Origin of the sequence: Pseudoalteromonas sp. FUC4 (assembly GCF_008370255.1) — a bacterium.
Classification (GTDB): domain Bacteria; phylum Pseudomonadota; class Gammaproteobacteria; order Enterobacterales; family Alteromonadaceae; genus Pseudoalteromonas.
In genome coordinates this window covers 376,264-390,753 of the sequence record NZ_SEUI01000004.1, presented here as the reverse complement: position 1 = coordinate 390,753, position 14,490 = coordinate 376,264, and the positions used below count along the sequence as shown (strand labels likewise).

Genomic DNA, 14,490 nt, shown 5'->3' with positions numbered 1-14,490 from the left:
CACTAACTGCTGACTACGTGCCATGCTAGGACTCAAAACAATTAAGCAGCTGGTGCTTCTTTCTTCTCTTCTCTTGCAAGAGGAGACGCTTCAGTTTCAGCAGTTTTAGTGCGGATAACTAAGTTACGAAGCACTGCATCGTTGTAGCGGAAAGTAGTTTCTAGCTCGCTGATTACTTCAGTAGGTGCTTCAACGTTCATAAGAACATAATGAGCTTTATGAAGCTTGTTGATTGGGTAAGCCAGTTGACGGCGGCCCCAGTCTTCAAGACGGTGGATAGTACCACCAGCTTCAGTGATAGAACCAGTATAACGTTCGATCATACCAGTTACTTGCTCACTCTGATCAGGGTGAACCATGAATACGATTTCGTAATGACGCATGGATATTCCTTACGGTTAATAGAGCCTTCTACCGTTTCGGCCGGTCGGTTTAAGGCAAGGAATTAATAGTTTAAAAGCCGAAATGAGCGCGCATTTTACGCTTAGATGGATAATTAAGCAAGCAGGTTTTTTAAGCTTTTATAGATAAGTATTTAAAGGTAATTATTATGAGCTTCCCTCATCGCACCAGCAAGCTGCACGCCTATAAGTAGGCGCCAAACTTGATCGCTTGAAAAGCGCAGCTTTTAATTACTTAAACTTTACGCTTTCACCTAAAATATAAACATTTACTCAAACCTAAAGGCGTGTAATTATTAAGCAATACATTATTAAATAAGGATATTTATGAACCTCTTACTATCACTTGTATTAACACTTACTTTTAGTACACCTTTTTTAAGCTACGCTGACACCTCTACAACCGACATAACCGTTGGTAAAAAAATCATTCTACAATCAAAAGTACTTAACGAAGACAGGCCTATCAAAATTTTCATACCTGACACTGTAAAAGATGATCAGCCGCTTTATGTTATTTATTTGCTAGATGGTGTTGAGCACTTTCATACAGCGTCTGGAGTTATAAAATCCCTTGTTGATTACGAGCAGATACCTAACGCAATGCTCGTTGGTATTGATACAACTAACCGTGTTCGTGATTATTTACCAGCAGTAGAAGGCGAGCCTAAAACAGAGTTTCAAACTTTTGTTAAAAACAAATGGCCTGACGCAGGACAAACCGACAATTTTTTAAAGTTTGTGTCAGACGAACTAATGCCCTACATAAATAGCAACTACTCAACTAACGGCTACAGCACCTTAATTGGTCACTCTAATGCTGGTACATTAGCGCTTTATACCTTAGTTAATCAGCCTAAGTTATTTAACAACTACATAGCTATAAGTCCAAATAGTTGGTGGAGTGATGAAGAGTTAAAAAACAATATTATCAAATACACTAAAAACCCCAAAGGCAGCCAATCGTTATTTATTAGTGTAGCAAGTGAAGGGGCACGCTTTTATACAGGTGTTTTAAATACTTTAGTAAATTTAGAACAGCAAATGCCTACGCAGCTAAAATGGGAATATAAGCATTACCCTACTTTTAGTCACATGGGCACCATACTACCAGCACTTAGCGATAGCCTAATTAACCTATTTGACGACCTAATATTTAAAGTGACTGACGAGCACGGAAGATTTGCTGATGTATCGCTTATTACCGGTTACTACCAAGCACTGAGTGATAAATACGGATTTGAGCTTAAAATCCCACAAGATGTATACGTAGAATTTGCGCATAGCCAGCAAAAATTTGGCAACACTAAAAAAGCGATAACTACGCTTAAACACTTTACTAGCGATTATCCTAATGCTGCTTACTCCCACATGCGATTATCGCAAGGGTACACTGCTGATAAGCAGTTTAAAGAAGCCGTTACCAGTATGAAACACGCACTAGAGCTTGCTAAACAAAACTCGCGAGACCCAATGTTAGTTGATGCGCTACAAGATATGGTGAATGAAGCGCAAGAGAATTTATAATTGATTTAACGCAAAGCGCTTTTGACTAACGATAGTAATTACGAGCTATGCTCGTCGCGTTAGCAAGCTAAACGCCTACAGGTGAAATTAAGCTCAGTGTTAAACTTTGCATGTAGACGCCAAGCTTATTCGCGTGAAAGCGCAGTTTTTAATCTGTTTTAAACTACTTAAAAACAAAAAACCGATGTTTAAATTACACATCGGTTTTTCTCTTACTGAAAGCTTAAAGTTAGCAGCTAAAACTACTGCTTTTCTCGTTGGGTTTCGCTTCGCTCTATCCAACCTACGTTATTTGCCTATCGCTTCTTTGGCGAACAAGTGCTTGATTGGACCTAGATTATCAACGAGTGTTAGCCCGACTCCACGTATAAGTTTTTTAACCGGGTTTGTACCTGCAAATAACTCTTTGAGCCCTTGCATCATGGCTATGTGCTTTTGCGCGTCGAGCTTGCGGGTGCGCTCGTAATCGCGAAGTGTACGGGTGCTTGCAAACTCTTTAGTTTCGTTGCTTAACAGCTCAATTAAATAAGCGGCGTCTTTTAGGCCTAAGTTCATACCCAGCCCTGCAAGAGGGTGAATGGTATGAGCTGCATCGCCCATTAACATTACTTTACCGTTAACCCATTGCTGGGCGTAGCGCATTTTAAGTGGAAATGCTGCGCGTTTACTTTGCACTTCACACAGGCCGCATTGGCCATCTATGGCAGCCATTACCGCTTTATTAAAGGCGGTGTCGTCCATTGCAAGGAGTTCATCACAGTGGTTTGGGCTGGTAGACCATACTATTGAATGCGTGTTGGCATCGCTTAGTGGTAAAAATGCCAAAGGGCCAGTTGGTAAGAACACTTGGCGCGCGGTATTTGCGTGCGGCTCCTTAGTTTTAACAGTCGCAACTAGCGCATGATGGTCGTAATCTTTAAAGCTAAGCGCCATGTTAAATTGCTTACGAATAGCCGAGTTTGCACCATCAGCCGCCACCAGCAATTTAGCTATAATTGGCTCGCCACTTTTTAGAGTAATAAACACATCAGATTCGCTTTGGTGTATTTGTTGATAAGAAGTATCAAACATAAGAGTGGCACTTGGTTGTTGCTCAAGCTGCTTTATAAGTGCATAGCGAATAATATCATTTTCAACAATGTGACCTAAATGTTCTAGTTCAAGTTGCTCGTTGTTAAAGGCTATTTTACCAAAGCTGTCGGCGTCGCGTACGTCCATATGCGTATAGGCACACGCTCGCTCTGCCATTATGTGTGGCCACACGTTTAATTGTTCAAACAAGGTTTGGCTTGCTATGCTCAACGCACTTACGCGCAAGGCGTATTCATCAGTTGGGGGCGCTTGTTTTGGCCCGGCATCTAACACCACAACACTTACATTGGCTTTTGCCAGCCCTAAGGCGAGGGTTAAGCCTACGCAGCCACCACCCACTATACAAACCTGTGCTTGCTTCATAAACGTGTACCTTGTTTAACTTGCCCCATTAGCTGCTTTGCCAAGGGTGCTTTTAATGCGGGAAATAAATCCATTGAGAAAAGCCCAATGCTGCGCCCAAGCGCCAATACCCGTGACGAGTTTGAAAAAAGCCTAACCAGTGCATCGGTTAATGTCATTACAGTATTTATATCGCTACTGCGCTTTTGTGAATACTCACGGGTAAACGCATAACAGCCTAACTCGTTTTTACTTGTTGCTATTAAATCACTAAGTACTTGTACATCACGCAGGCCTAAATTAAAGCCCTGCCCTGCAATAGGGTGAATAGCATGTGCGGCGTTACCAATTACTACTGTGCGATGCGCCGTTAATGATTCTGCTTGCCCATAAACCAGTGGGTAGCTTGTGCGTGTGCCCACTTTTGTAAATTGCCCTGCTCGGTAACCAAATGCACGTTGTAGGGCATTTAAAAAGTCGCTTTCGTTTAAGGCAGTATACTGCTCAACTTGCTGCTTTGTCATACACCACACTAACGAGTAACGGTTATTGCTCATTGGTAAAAGCGCCATAGGCCCGTGCTCAGTAAACCGCTCGTAGGCATGGTTGTTATGCCCCCCTGCTACTTCAACATTGGCTATAATAGCGCCTTGCTCATAGGGCTGAGTGTTAAAGCGTAAACCGAGTAATTTTCGGGTTGGAGAGTGTGTACCATCGGCAATAACAAGTAGCTTGGTATTTAATTGCTCGCCGCTTTGTAAAGTAAGCTCGTTACTGTTTAGGCTTTGCTTAATGGTGCTTACGCTGTCGGGGCAATAAAGTGAGATACTCGCCTGTGTTAACCGCTGATAGAGTGCTCGGCCAAACGGGTTTACTTCAACTACATAACCTAATGAAGGCTTAGCAAACTCGTCGCAACTAATATGTGCTTTACCAAAGTGACCGCGATCCGACACGCTTACTTTTTTTATTGCCGCAGTATACGATGCGGTTTTATCAAACAAATTTAAGCGCTGTAAATACTCAACCGATTGCTGAGCAAGCGCTATGCTTCTGTCGTCAAAGCTTGGGTGGTAATCACCCGTTACTTGATTTGCTTCTACTACCGCAATAGTGAGTGAAGGGTTTGTTTTAGCAATACTTAGCGCGCAACTAGCTCCTGCAAGCCCGCCCCCAATAACTACAACATCAAACTGCTTAGCCACTTTACTCTCCAAGCTTATGCGCTTTTAGCGCTTTGCATAAGTGCTTCTATATCGTTTATGGTTTTAGGTACGCTTTGAGTTAAGTTTTCGTGCCCCGACTCAGTGACAAGTAAGTTATCTTCAATACGAATACCTATACCTTTGTATTGCTGCGGTGCGTTTGAATCTTCGCTTATATAAAGCCCTGGCTCTATAGTGAGTACCATACCCGGCTCAAATGCGCGTTCAACATTATTTTGTTTGTAATCACCTACATCGTGAACATCTAAACCAAGCCAATGCCCGAGCCCGTGCATGTAGTATTCTTTGCACGCTCCTTTTGCCATTAATTCATCAAAGTCGCCGGTTAAAATACCGAGTTCGATTAAACCTTGAGTCATTACTTCCATTGCACGTTTATTAGCGTGCGACATAAACCCACCGGGTTTAACCTCTTCAAAAGCCACTTCTTGCGCCTTAAGTACAATGTTATAAAGCGCGGCTTGCGGCTCGCTAAATTGTCCATTTACGGGAAAAGTACGCGTAATATCAGCTGCGTAGCCTTGTAGCTCACAACCAGAGTCAATTAATACTAGGTCGCCGTCTTTGAGCACATCACTATTTTGTGTGTAGTGCAAAATATTAGCGTTATCGCCACTACCAACAATAGTTCCGTAAGCTGGGTGTGGTGCACCGTTCATTGCATAATGATGATGCAGCTCTGCCTCTAGCTGAAATTCAGTAGCCCCAACATGTGAATAGCGCATAGCGCGCATGTGTCCGCGGGCACTAATTTCACAGCCTTCACGCATAACATTTACTTCGCTTGGCGATTTAAACAAACGCATCTCATGAATAAGGCCACGTATTTCTTTTAAAGTACCCGGTGCTTTAAGGCCTTTTCGCGCACCACTTCTAAGCGTACCTAGTAACGAAAACACTTTAGTATCAAATGAAGGATAAGCGCCTTGTGCAAAATAAATTGCATCTTTTTCAGTTAGCATAGTTACTAGCTTATCGTTTAACTCACTTAGCGGGTAAGCTTCATCAAACAAGTAGTCGCTTTTAGCTTTATCAAAACCTATTCTGCGGCCATGCCAAATTTCGGCTAGTTTATCTTTATCAAGACAAAAGAGCGTACTAGGTATATCGCTGTTATTACTAAGCACTAAAACAGCATCGGGTTCATTAAAACCGGTTAAGTAAAAAAAGTCGCTATCTTGTCTAAAAGCATATTCAGTGTCGCGGCTGCGGGTTACTTCACTGGCGGCAGGAATAATTGCCACACTGTTTGCATCCATTTGTGCAAGTAAGCGCTCGCGACGTGCTTTAAATTCTGACTTATCTATTTCAACCATTATTTACCAACCCGTTTTGCTGTTTTAAAAGTGAATGTCTAATGCAGAGTTTTTTTAGTTGTTTGTGCTTTTTGCTCTTTACCTAACTCTGCAAAACACAGTAGTGCCGACACACGCACGTACTCAATCACTTCATGAAGCGCATTACTGTCTTCTTCGGTTTCTTCAAAGGTGGTATCTAGACGAGTGATTTCGCTAAAATCACTAATAACCTCTTTAACATCTGCCGATAACTTACCGTAATCTTTTTGCTTTAAACCAAAGCCAAGCATAAAGCCTGCAACCCATGATACGAGGCCATTTGCCTGATCGATGAGTGTTTCGTCATCACTTGGTAAAAATAAATCAAACGCAAAGGCTTCATCGTTAAAGCTTGCAACTACTTGTTTATAAATAGTGCCAAAAAATTGCTTTAAATCGTTACTAAACGATTCACCATCGTTAAATACGTCGCTTAATAAGCCTAAGTATTCTTTATCGTCAATACTCAACCCACATGCTAATAAGCCACTAATAACGCCGTGGGCTTCTGCAGGTGATACAAAAATTTCATTTTTTTCTAAAAGCAGCTGGGCTTTTTCGTAATCTGGTAAATCGCTCATGTTTATATCTTCACTTTGCTAGTTAAACCAATGCTACCACTCGATAAAAAGCAACTCCAATTAATTGTATGATCAAGCTCAAAAACCATGCGATAAAGTAAATGATGAGTTAAAGCTGTGGGAAAACTAAGCGAACGGTTTAATTTTTTACGTTTAGGGTTTAAGGATTGGATTATGTCTTATATACTTAAATTGTTCCCTGGGGTACCGGAGCTTGGTTAAGTCCCTGAGCCGATAAATTTTATACCAGGATTTTTGTTCGTCTACTATTGTGCAAGCTCGGCATGTACCGAGAAGCCTACGGTAGACCGCAGATTTCCGCCCTGAAACCTTCTGGTTTCAGGACTGAAACCGGGTACCGTATCTTGGGGAACACCTTCTTATTTTTATACTCCCTCTTATTACTTATTCATTTTTTTTGCTACACCTTCGTACATTATTTTTATAATTTTTGGCAAAAAAAAGCTGCAAGCAATTTCTTACTCACAGCTTCCTTGAACGCTTTTAATAATGACCTATTTAAACCAACCTTGAAAACGCTCCATTAGCATGTAATTTATTGGTACTAACAATAAAGTAATAAAGGTCGCAAAAATAATACCAAACCCTAGACTTACCGCCATTGGGATTAAAAACTGCGCCTGAGTCGCTTTTTCAAATAATAGCGGCATTAAACCAATGAAGGTTGTTAAGCTGGTTAGCATTACTGGGCGAAAACGTGATGCACCTGCAAGCTTTATAGCATCGAGAACTTTACCGCCTTCACTGCGCTTTTTATTAATAAAGTCGACCAGTACAAGTGAGTCATTTACTACCACACCGGTTAGCGCAAGCATACCTAGTAAACTCATAATGGTTAAGTCCATACCCATAATCCAATGCCCTACTACAGCACCTATCATACCAAATGGAATTACACTCATGACTATAATTGGCTGTAAGTAAGATTTAAGCGGTATTGCTAATAATGCATAAATTATGAAAAACACAAATACGAGTGCCCACGCTAATGAGCCAAACGACTCGCGTTGCTCTTTAGCTTCGCCTTCTAGTTTGTAATCTACTCCAGGGTATTGCTGCATTAGTCCATCAAGGTACTCAGATAAATCAGCCTGCAGGATAGTCATGTTAGTGTTATTTTTTTCGATATCAGCCGTTACATTTAAAGTACGGTAACGATCAATTCGATTAATAGTCGATGGGCTTTGCCCTGCAGTAAGTGTTGCCACATGCGACAATGGCACAGAGCCACCGGTAGGTGTATTAATAAGTATGTTTTGTAAGTCAGCAACTGAGCGACGCTCTTCAATAGGTAGGCGTACCATTACACGTACGTCATCCCTGCCTCGCTGAATTCTCTGTACTTCTGAGCCAAAAAACGAGTTACGTACTTGCCCTGCTACATTTACTCTGTTTAAGCCTAGCGCTAAACCTTGTTGCGTAAGCTCTATTTGTAACTCTTCTTTACCGTCAGACATACTATCGGCAATATCAAATACAGTTGGATAGGTCGATAAACGGGTTTTAATGTGCTCAGCCACATCTTGTAAAATAGTCAACGAAGTACCGCTAAGCTGAACATCAATTGGGTCTGAACTTCGGCCAATTTCGGCTCTAAACGTTAAGCTTTCGGCGCCTGGAATGACACCAATTAAATCACGCCACTCACTTGCAAGTTCACTAGAACCTATGTCTGATTCACGCTTTTCAGCAGGTGTAATTTCAAAGCGCACAGAGCCTGAATTAGAAACACCTCCTCGCCCGCCAGTTGTTGCTAAGATATTTAAAATAACACTTTCGCCCGTATCGGCATCACGATATTTTTCTTGTAATTGCTGCGCTTTTTTCGACATATCAATCACATATTTATTAGTCACTTCAAACGGAGTGCCGGTAGGCAACGTAAGCTCTACTTTTATCGTTTCGCTTGGGATACGTGGGAAAAATACAAACTTTGTCCAACCACTGGTGATCATAGTTAAAATTATTACAAATATACCTATGAACAAGCTTACCGATGCCAATTTATGACGCAGTGCTAAATTTAAAGTCGGTTGATAGTATTTTAAAATCGCGTTTTCAAATCCATCTGCAAAACGCTGTTGAAGAACATCAAGCTTTGAAGGTTCACCTTTTTCGTGGCGCAGTTTTATATATTTTAAATGCGCTGGTAGTACAAATTTAGATTCAATTAATGAAAACAGTAATACCGGAATAACTACTACCGGTATTTGTGCAAACAAGGCACCACGCGCCCCTTCAATAAAAGCCAAAGGTAGAAATGCAGCAACAGTGGTTAATACACCAAATGTTACTGGTGTTGCTACTTCTTGAGTACCTAAAATAGCGGCTTGTTCGCCCGATTTAGCTGTTTTTAAATGCGTATAGACGTTTTCGCCGGTTACAATGGCGTCGTCCACCACGATGCCCAATACCAATATAAAACCGAATAAGCTCATTATATTAAGTGTTACGCCAAATATAGGCATCGCTATAAACGCGCCCATAAACGAAACCGGAATACCAATAAACACCCAAAATGCAATTGCAGGGCGTAAAAATAAAGTCAATAAAGCTAGTACCAAAATACCGCCTTGTAAAGCATTGGTAGTAAGGGTAGAAATACGGCTTTTAACAAGTTCTGAATCATCATCCCAGTAACTAAGTTCGAATCCTTGAGGAAGCGAGCTTTGCTGCTCTTTTATATAGTTTTTAACATCGTCAGCTACTGTAATAGCGCTTTGTGGACCAATTCTATATACGTCGATAAATGCAGCTTGTTTACCATTAAAGCGAGTGCGTACAGGGGTCTCTTCAAAGTCATCTTTAATTATTGCTATGTCGCCTAAACGAATAATAGTGCCATCGGCTTGATTTTTAACAACTATGCTAGCAAATTCATCTTTACGGTACGCTTGCCCTTTAGAGCTTATAAGTACGTCCCCGCCTTCTGTTTTTAAGTTACCTGCAGAAATGTCAGAGCTTGAGTTAGCAATAGCACTCGATATTTGTGCAAGGCTTAAATCATACTGGCGAAGAACGTCTTGGCTTACCTCTATGGCAATTTCGTAATCGCGTACGCCACTTAGCTCTACCTGCGTTACATTAGGTAAGCGTAGAATTTCATCGCGAACTGTTTCTGCGTACTCACGTGTTTCTTTTTCGCCGTAGTCACTCGAGACTGTAACGGCTATTACTTCACGAATTCGCTCTGCAAGTGCCACAATTGGCTTTTCTGCATCCGCAGGGAAGGTATTAATTGCATCTACTCGGCTTTTTATATCAGCAAGTAGCTCACGAGGATCGTAGCCGCTTTCTACTTCAATTGTTACAGAGCCTGAGCCCTCAGAAGAGCGACTAAATATTTGCTTTATCCCCTCTAAATCTTGAACGGCTTCTTCTATTCGAATCGTTACGCCTTGTTCCACATCTTCTGGTGTTGAACCGCGCAAACTCACATTTACGCTTATCATGTCGGTTTCGAATGATGGAAATACCTCAAGCGGTATTTTAGTCGATAAACTAAAAAGTCCCGACAGTAACAACGTTACTAGCAGTAAGTTAGCAGCAACATGGTTTTTGGCAAACCAAGCTATCATGGCTTATCTCCTTGCTTTGCTGCGCGACGTTTTTTTAGCTCATCAACACTAATACCTAATTCTTTTGCTTTTTCCTCAAGCTGCTCTCGTGACATGCGTTTTCCTCTGCCTTGCCCCTGCGCACTTTCCCCTTTAGTTCGCTCTGTGCTTTGCTCACCTAAAATACTTACCTGAGTTCCAGAACTTACTTGCCCAAGTGGAGTAATAACCAGTTTATCATTGGCATTTAATCCCGTTTTTATCATAGCTTGTGTGGCATTTTGCCAAGCAAGTGTAATGTCTTTGCGCTTAAGTACATCGCCTTCAACAATATAAACGTACGTGCCTTGGTAAATAGTACTGTTAGGAATAATTAACGCATCAGGTACTGTTTTACCTGTAATTTGCGCTTTAATATATTGGCCTATTTTTATCGGGTATTGGTTATTCGCAGTTGCTTTGTATGGGTCGTTAATTTTAGCGACGACGTAAAGCTGTTGTGCGCCTTCATCTATAGCACCTTCGGTACGTGCTAACTGCCCTTGCCAAATTTGTTCACCAACTAAGTCAGATGAAAACTCAACTACAGATCCTGCTTGGTTTTTAGCACCATCGCGATATTGCTCAGGTAAATTTACAAACGGAAGATCTTTATTTTTAATTGGTAAGCGAATTTCTACACTGTCGATTGCGTAAATGGTGGCAAGCTGCATATTATCACTAACGACTTGACCTAAATCGACACTACGGCTGAGGATGCGTCCAGCATATGGCGCGGTTACTTCAGTGCGCTCTAAATCTAACATGGCTTTTTCAAGTGTGGCTTGCGCCGATAAAACCTCAGCTTCTGCGGCTGCTAACTGTGGCTCACGTAGTACTAAGCTACTCGCCTGATTTTCGCCGCCAAGGCGCTTCCAATCTGTAATAGCTTGCTGCCCACGTGCTTTTTCTTCTAGTAAGCCTTGCTCTGCGGTTAATAAATTAGCTTGTGCAGATTTAACTTCAGCTTGATGATCTCTATCGTCGAGCTTTAAAAGTACATCGCCCTTTCCAAAAAAGCCGCCTTCTCTAAACTCATCACTTACTTCAATTATTTGTCCTGATGCTTGAGCGACTAACAAACTTTGCGTTCGCGGTTTTACCGTACCGTAGCTGTCTATCATCACTTGGTAATTTTGTGGTTTAAGCTCCAATGCAGCCACGCTTATAGAAGCCTTAGGCGGCGTTCCAAAACGTTTAGCTTCTGGTGGATTACCCCTAATAAACATAACAATTAAAATAGTGGCAACAATAACCACCGCTGGAATAATAATTTTTGCTGTTTTAGTTTTCATCGTTATTGCTCTTTAGTTCGCTTGAGGGTTTTGCAAAATCACCACCAAGGGCAACGTGTAAGTTAATTCTATTTGCTATTAATTGATTTTTAATTTCGATTAAGGAGCTTTGCGCATCAAAAGATCTGGCTTGCGCGTCAAGCACTGTGGTGTAGGTAACCAAGCCACTTTGATACTGCTCAAACGAAAGCTGCTCTGCTGCAAGCGCGTTTTCTTGCGCTTCAAGAGTACTGCTATATTGTGCTTTAAGAGACTGCTGCTGCGAAATTGCATTTTCTACATCACCAAATGCATCGTAAAGCGTTTGCAAATAAAGTTGCTCTTGCTTTTGGATATTAAGGCGCGCTATTTCTTCGTTCGCTTTTAAGCGTCCGCCTTCAAAAAGTGGCGCCGAAATACTACCTAATAACGACCATGCAAGGCTTGATGGAGAAAACAAGTCGCTTACTCTGTCGGTGCTATCACTTAAGCTAGCTGTTAAATTTAAACTTGGAAAGCGTTGTTTGTGCGCATACGCAAGTGAAGCATCGGCAGCCAATAATTCATACCAACTGGCACGCAACGTAGGTTTACGCGTTATAAGCTCTGAAGGTAAGCCAAGTGGGATCTCAGTATTAATAACTGGCAAGTCACTACTAGCAGAAATAGCGCCTTTAGGGTATTCGCCAAGCAAACGTTCAAGTATTCGAGCTGAAGCCGATAGACTCGCTGTTTGCGTTGCTATGCGAGAGCGCTCATTATTAAGCTCATTGCGGGCTAAATATACATCGAGTGCTTCGTTTATGCCTTGGCGGTAGCCCGATTCAATAATATCGAGGTTTTGTTGTGAGTTTTCTTCTCGGCGTTTAAATAAATCGAGCAGTTGCTGTGCACTAACCACATCAAACCAACCTGTTACTACATCAGCCACAAGCTGCTGCTTAGCTTGCTCAAACCTTGCCTGCTGCGCTAAGTAATTAAGATTAGCTTCGCGTTTTGAATCAGTAAGCTTACCCCATAAATCAACTTCGTACGTTAAATCTAAACTTACAGAGCTCGCGTTATTATAACTTACAGGGCGATTGTCTTTACTGCGGCTTGTACGGGTCGATAAATCGAGACTAGGCCAAAGAGCTGCACCAGATACAATTAATTGCTGTTTTTGAATTTCTACATCGTAGCTAGTTTGTAAAAGCTGTTGGTTATTTTTAAGTGCCTGTTGTACAAATTTATTAAGCGTAGGGTTTTGTAATTGTGTAAGCCATTGCTCTTGCACTTTTAATGCCGAGCTTGATGCCTCTTGTTGCCATTGCTGTGGCATATTATTGGGCGCTTGCATGCGCTGCGACGGGTTTAAATCACTCGCACAGCCGCTAAGCAGCATCACACTAATTGCCAATAGGGTTGGCTTGCATTGCCAAATCATAATTAAACCTGAATTACTGCTATTTATGAGGTTAATTCAAGCACTTTGACAAATTTTGCTCAACCTACTTTACATAACATTACATAGCATTACATAGCTAGCGATGAATTAACATAATAGCCAGTTATACGGTAAAAATGAGGGTTTGTTCAGGTTTAAATATTAAAAAGCAAATGTCATAACGCATAACATTTGCTAGGTGGGAAGTTGTACACACTGTATTAAATTAGCAACCTATTGACGCAATAATAAAATAGGTCACTAACAAGACAGTATTATAGCGAATTGAAAGAAGCTTAAATTTCAGTAACAAAGCTCATGTACTGTTTCATATCACCAATAACAGCTTGCTCTAATAGTTTTGCTGTTTCTAGCGCGTACGGCTGATTAAAGTGAATATCCCAAAGGGCCGACTCATTTCGCCAATGTTCGTATACAACTAATGTGTCGTTGTTGTTTTCAATGCTATATAAGTCAAACACTAGATTACCCGACTCTTGGCTACGAGTATGCTCTACATGCGTTTCAAAACGTTTTATTAACTGATCTTTAAAACTTGGCTTAATTTTAAATATAAAAAATAAAATAAACACATCGTCTTCTGGGCTTATAGCTTTTGGATTACTTTCGTGAAGTGGTGCGGGAGCAGTGTTTTCAAGAAGCATAACCTCTGGTGCTGATTGGCTAATTTCTGGTAACACTTGTAATAAAGCTTGTGTATACCCTTGAGCGCCATGGTAATCAACTGCATTTTGATCTTCAAAACGCTCATAAGCAAAAAATACACCCGATGTGTTTTTATCTTGATATAAGCGCATTTCTAGTAAGCCAGTTTCGGCTTTAGCGCCTTGCTTATCATCTTCAAGCAGTGCTTTGAATTGATTGATGTATTCATCTTTAATATTAAATTTAACTATTTGCGTGATCATAATTAGCTCCAAAGAGATTAGCGATGCATCAGTTAAACCAATGCAGTAAGTAAAAATTAAACTTCAGTTAAAATTTCTGAATACTCTAAACGTGACTTTGGAAGAGTGGCATTAAAGTCATTTTTATCATCGCTATATCCCAAAGGCACAACAACTAAGCTTGAATAACCCTTTTCGCGTAAACCAAATTCTTCATCAAGTACGCTAACTTCAATTCCTTCCATTGGCGTTGCATCAATTCCTAAGGTAGATACACCCAGTAAAAATGCGCCTAGGTTTAAATAAACTTGCTTATCCATCCAATGCTGAACATCTTTAAAATCTTGTTTGTGCAAGTTAATAAACATGTTACGGCCAACAAGCATGCGATCTTTAAATACGACTGGATCTGCTACAAAACGGCCATCTTTTTCTTCTTGCTTTAAAACACGTAATAAATAGTCTTGTTCAATATCTAACTTACTAGCAAACACGAGTACATGTGATGCATCTAAAATTGACTTTTTATTAAATGGAAATAAACGCTCTGTTGATTTAGCTATTTTGGCTTTAGCCTCGTCACTAGACGCGAGTATAAAATGCCAAGGTTGTGAGTTAACACTTGAAGGGCTAAATCTAAGTAACTCTTTAATTTTTTCAATATTGTCAGCAGAGATCTTTTTAGTTGGATTGTACGCTTTAGCTGACTGTCTATTTTTTGCGTAATGGGTAATATCTTGAGTCATAAACTTCCCCTAT

At 40.8% G+C, this 14,490-nt stretch carries 11 protein-coding genes and 1 other RNA gene; 2 read left to right on the top strand and 10 right to left on the bottom strand.

Annotation, left to right across the window (positions count from 1 at the left end; translation table 11 throughout):
- Positions 1 to 41: 41 nt before the first annotated feature.
- The gene (rpsF, locus tag EU510_RS14020) at positions 42 to 383 is read right to left on the bottom strand and encodes a 30S ribosomal protein S6 (protein ID WP_149593995.1); all 342 of its coding nucleotides are present in this window, start codon (positions 381 to 383) and stop codon (positions 42 to 44) included.
- A 345-nt stretch (positions 384 to 728) separates the two neighbouring features.
- On the opposite strand from rpsF, the gene EU510_RS14015 reads away from it, so the two are divergent.
- Positions 729 to 1,928: an alpha/beta hydrolase-fold protein gene (locus EU510_RS14015; RefSeq protein ID WP_149593994.1), complete on the top strand. Its 1,200-nt coding sequence runs from the start codon at positions 729 to 731 to the stop codon at positions 1,926 to 1,928.
- A 288-nt stretch (positions 1,929 to 2,216) separates the two neighbouring features.
- On the opposite strand, the gene EU510_RS14010 is transcribed toward EU510_RS14015, so the two are convergent.
- The 4 genes from EU510_RS14010 to EU510_RS13995 are packed head-to-tail and all read right to left on the bottom strand — an operon-like array spanning position 2,217 to position 6,506.
- Positions 2,217 to 3,383: an FAD-dependent oxidoreductase gene (locus EU510_RS14010; protein WP_149593993.1), complete on the bottom strand. Its 1,167-nt coding sequence runs from the start codon at positions 3,381 to 3,383 to the stop codon at positions 2,217 to 2,219.
- Positions 3,380 to 4,567, bottom strand: coding sequence for a 2-octaprenyl-6-methoxyphenyl hydroxylase (gene ubiH, locus EU510_RS14005; RefSeq protein WP_149593992.1), 1,188 nt, complete (start codon positions 4,565 to 4,567; stop codon positions 3,380 to 3,382). The genes EU510_RS14010 and ubiH overlap by 4 nt, the downstream gene beginning before the upstream one ends.
- A gap of 14 nt (positions 4,568 to 4,581) precedes the next feature.
- Positions 4,582 to 5,904, bottom strand: coding sequence for a Xaa-Pro aminopeptidase (gene pepP, locus EU510_RS14000; protein ID WP_149593991.1), 1,323 nt, complete (start codon positions 5,902 to 5,904; stop codon positions 4,582 to 4,584).
- Positions 5,905 to 5,942: 38 nt separating this feature from the next.
- Complete coding sequence (locus EU510_RS13995; RefSeq protein WP_149593990.1) at positions 5,943 to 6,506, bottom strand: UPF0149 family protein; 564 nt, start codon at positions 6,504 to 6,506, stop codon at positions 5,943 to 5,945.
- Positions 6,507 to 6,699: 193 nt separating this feature from the next.
- On the opposite strand from EU510_RS13995, the gene ssrS reads away from it, so the two are divergent.
- Positions 6,700 to 6,882, top strand: a non-coding RNA gene (ssrS, locus tag EU510_RS13990) — 6S RNA.
- Between the two features lie 139 nt (positions 6,883 to 7,021).
- Here ssrS and EU510_RS13985 read toward each other — a convergent pair.
- From EU510_RS13985 to nfsB, 5 genes are all read right to left on the bottom strand, one after another.
- Positions 7,022 to 10,105 (bottom strand): efflux RND transporter permease subunit, encoded by a 3,084-nt coding sequence (locus EU510_RS13985; RefSeq protein WP_149593989.1) that lies wholly within the window; start codon positions 10,103 to 10,105, stop codon positions 7,022 to 7,024.
- Positions 10,102 to 11,418: an efflux RND transporter periplasmic adaptor subunit gene (locus EU510_RS13980; protein WP_149593988.1), complete on the bottom strand. Its 1,317-nt coding sequence runs from the start codon at positions 11,416 to 11,418 to the stop codon at positions 10,102 to 10,104. Before EU510_RS13980 ends, EU510_RS13985 begins: the two co-directional genes overlap by 4 nt.
- Positions 11,408 to 12,823: an efflux transporter outer membrane subunit gene (locus EU510_RS13975; protein WP_149593987.1), complete on the bottom strand. Its 1,416-nt coding sequence runs from the start codon at positions 12,821 to 12,823 to the stop codon at positions 11,408 to 11,410. Before EU510_RS13975 ends, EU510_RS13980 begins: the two co-directional genes overlap by 11 nt.
- Before the next feature lie 296 nt (positions 12,824 to 13,119).
- Positions 13,120 to 13,752, bottom strand: a complete 633-nt coding sequence (locus EU510_RS13970) for a putative quinol monooxygenase (RefSeq protein WP_149593986.1) — start codon at positions 13,750 to 13,752, stop codon at positions 13,120 to 13,122.
- Positions 13,753 to 13,808: 56 nt separating this feature from the next.
- Entirely contained in the window at positions 13,809 to 14,477 is a 669-nt protein-coding gene (gene nfsB / locus EU510_RS13965; protein ID WP_149593985.1) for an oxygen-insensitive NAD(P)H nitroreductase, read from the bottom strand.
- Positions 14,478 to 14,490 lie beyond the last annotated feature (13 nt).

Bases quoted from the DNA above. Each gene is read 5' to 3' on its own strand.
- rpsF (WP_149593995.1), bottom strand. From the start codon at position 383: ATGCGTCATTACGAAATCGTATTCATGGTTCACCCTGATCAGAGTGAG.
- EU510_RS14015 (WP_149593994.1), top strand. From the start codon at position 729: ATGAACCTCTTACTATCACTTGTATTAACACTTACTTTTAGTACACCT.
- EU510_RS14010 (WP_149593993.1), bottom strand. From the start codon at position 3,383: ATGAAGCAAGCACAGGTTTGTATAGTGGGTGGTGGCTGCGTAGGCTTA.
- pepP (WP_149593991.1), bottom strand. From the start codon at position 5,904: ATGGTTGAAATAGATAAGTCAGAATTTAAAGCACGTCGCGAGCGCTTA.
- EU510_RS13995 (WP_149593990.1), bottom strand. From the start codon at position 6,506: ATGAGCGATTTACCAGATTACGAAAAAGCCCAGCTGCTTTTAGAAAAA.
- EU510_RS13985 (WP_149593989.1), bottom strand. From the start codon at position 10,105: ATGATAGCTTGGTTTGCCAAAAACCATGTTGCTGCTAACTTACTGCTA.
- EU510_RS13980 (WP_149593988.1), bottom strand. From the start codon at position 11,418: ATGAAAACTAAAACAGCAAAAATTATTATTCCAGCGGTGGTTATTGTT.
- EU510_RS13975 (WP_149593987.1), bottom strand. From the start codon at position 12,823: ATGATTTGGCAATGCAAGCCAACCCTATTGGCAATTAGTGTGATGCTG.
- EU510_RS13970 (WP_149593986.1), bottom strand. From the start codon at position 13,752: ATGATCACGCAAATAGTTAAATTTAATATTAAAGATGAATACATCAAT.
- nfsB (WP_149593985.1), bottom strand. From the start codon at position 14,477: ATGACTCAAGATATTACCCATTACGCAAAAAATAGACAGTCAGCTAAA.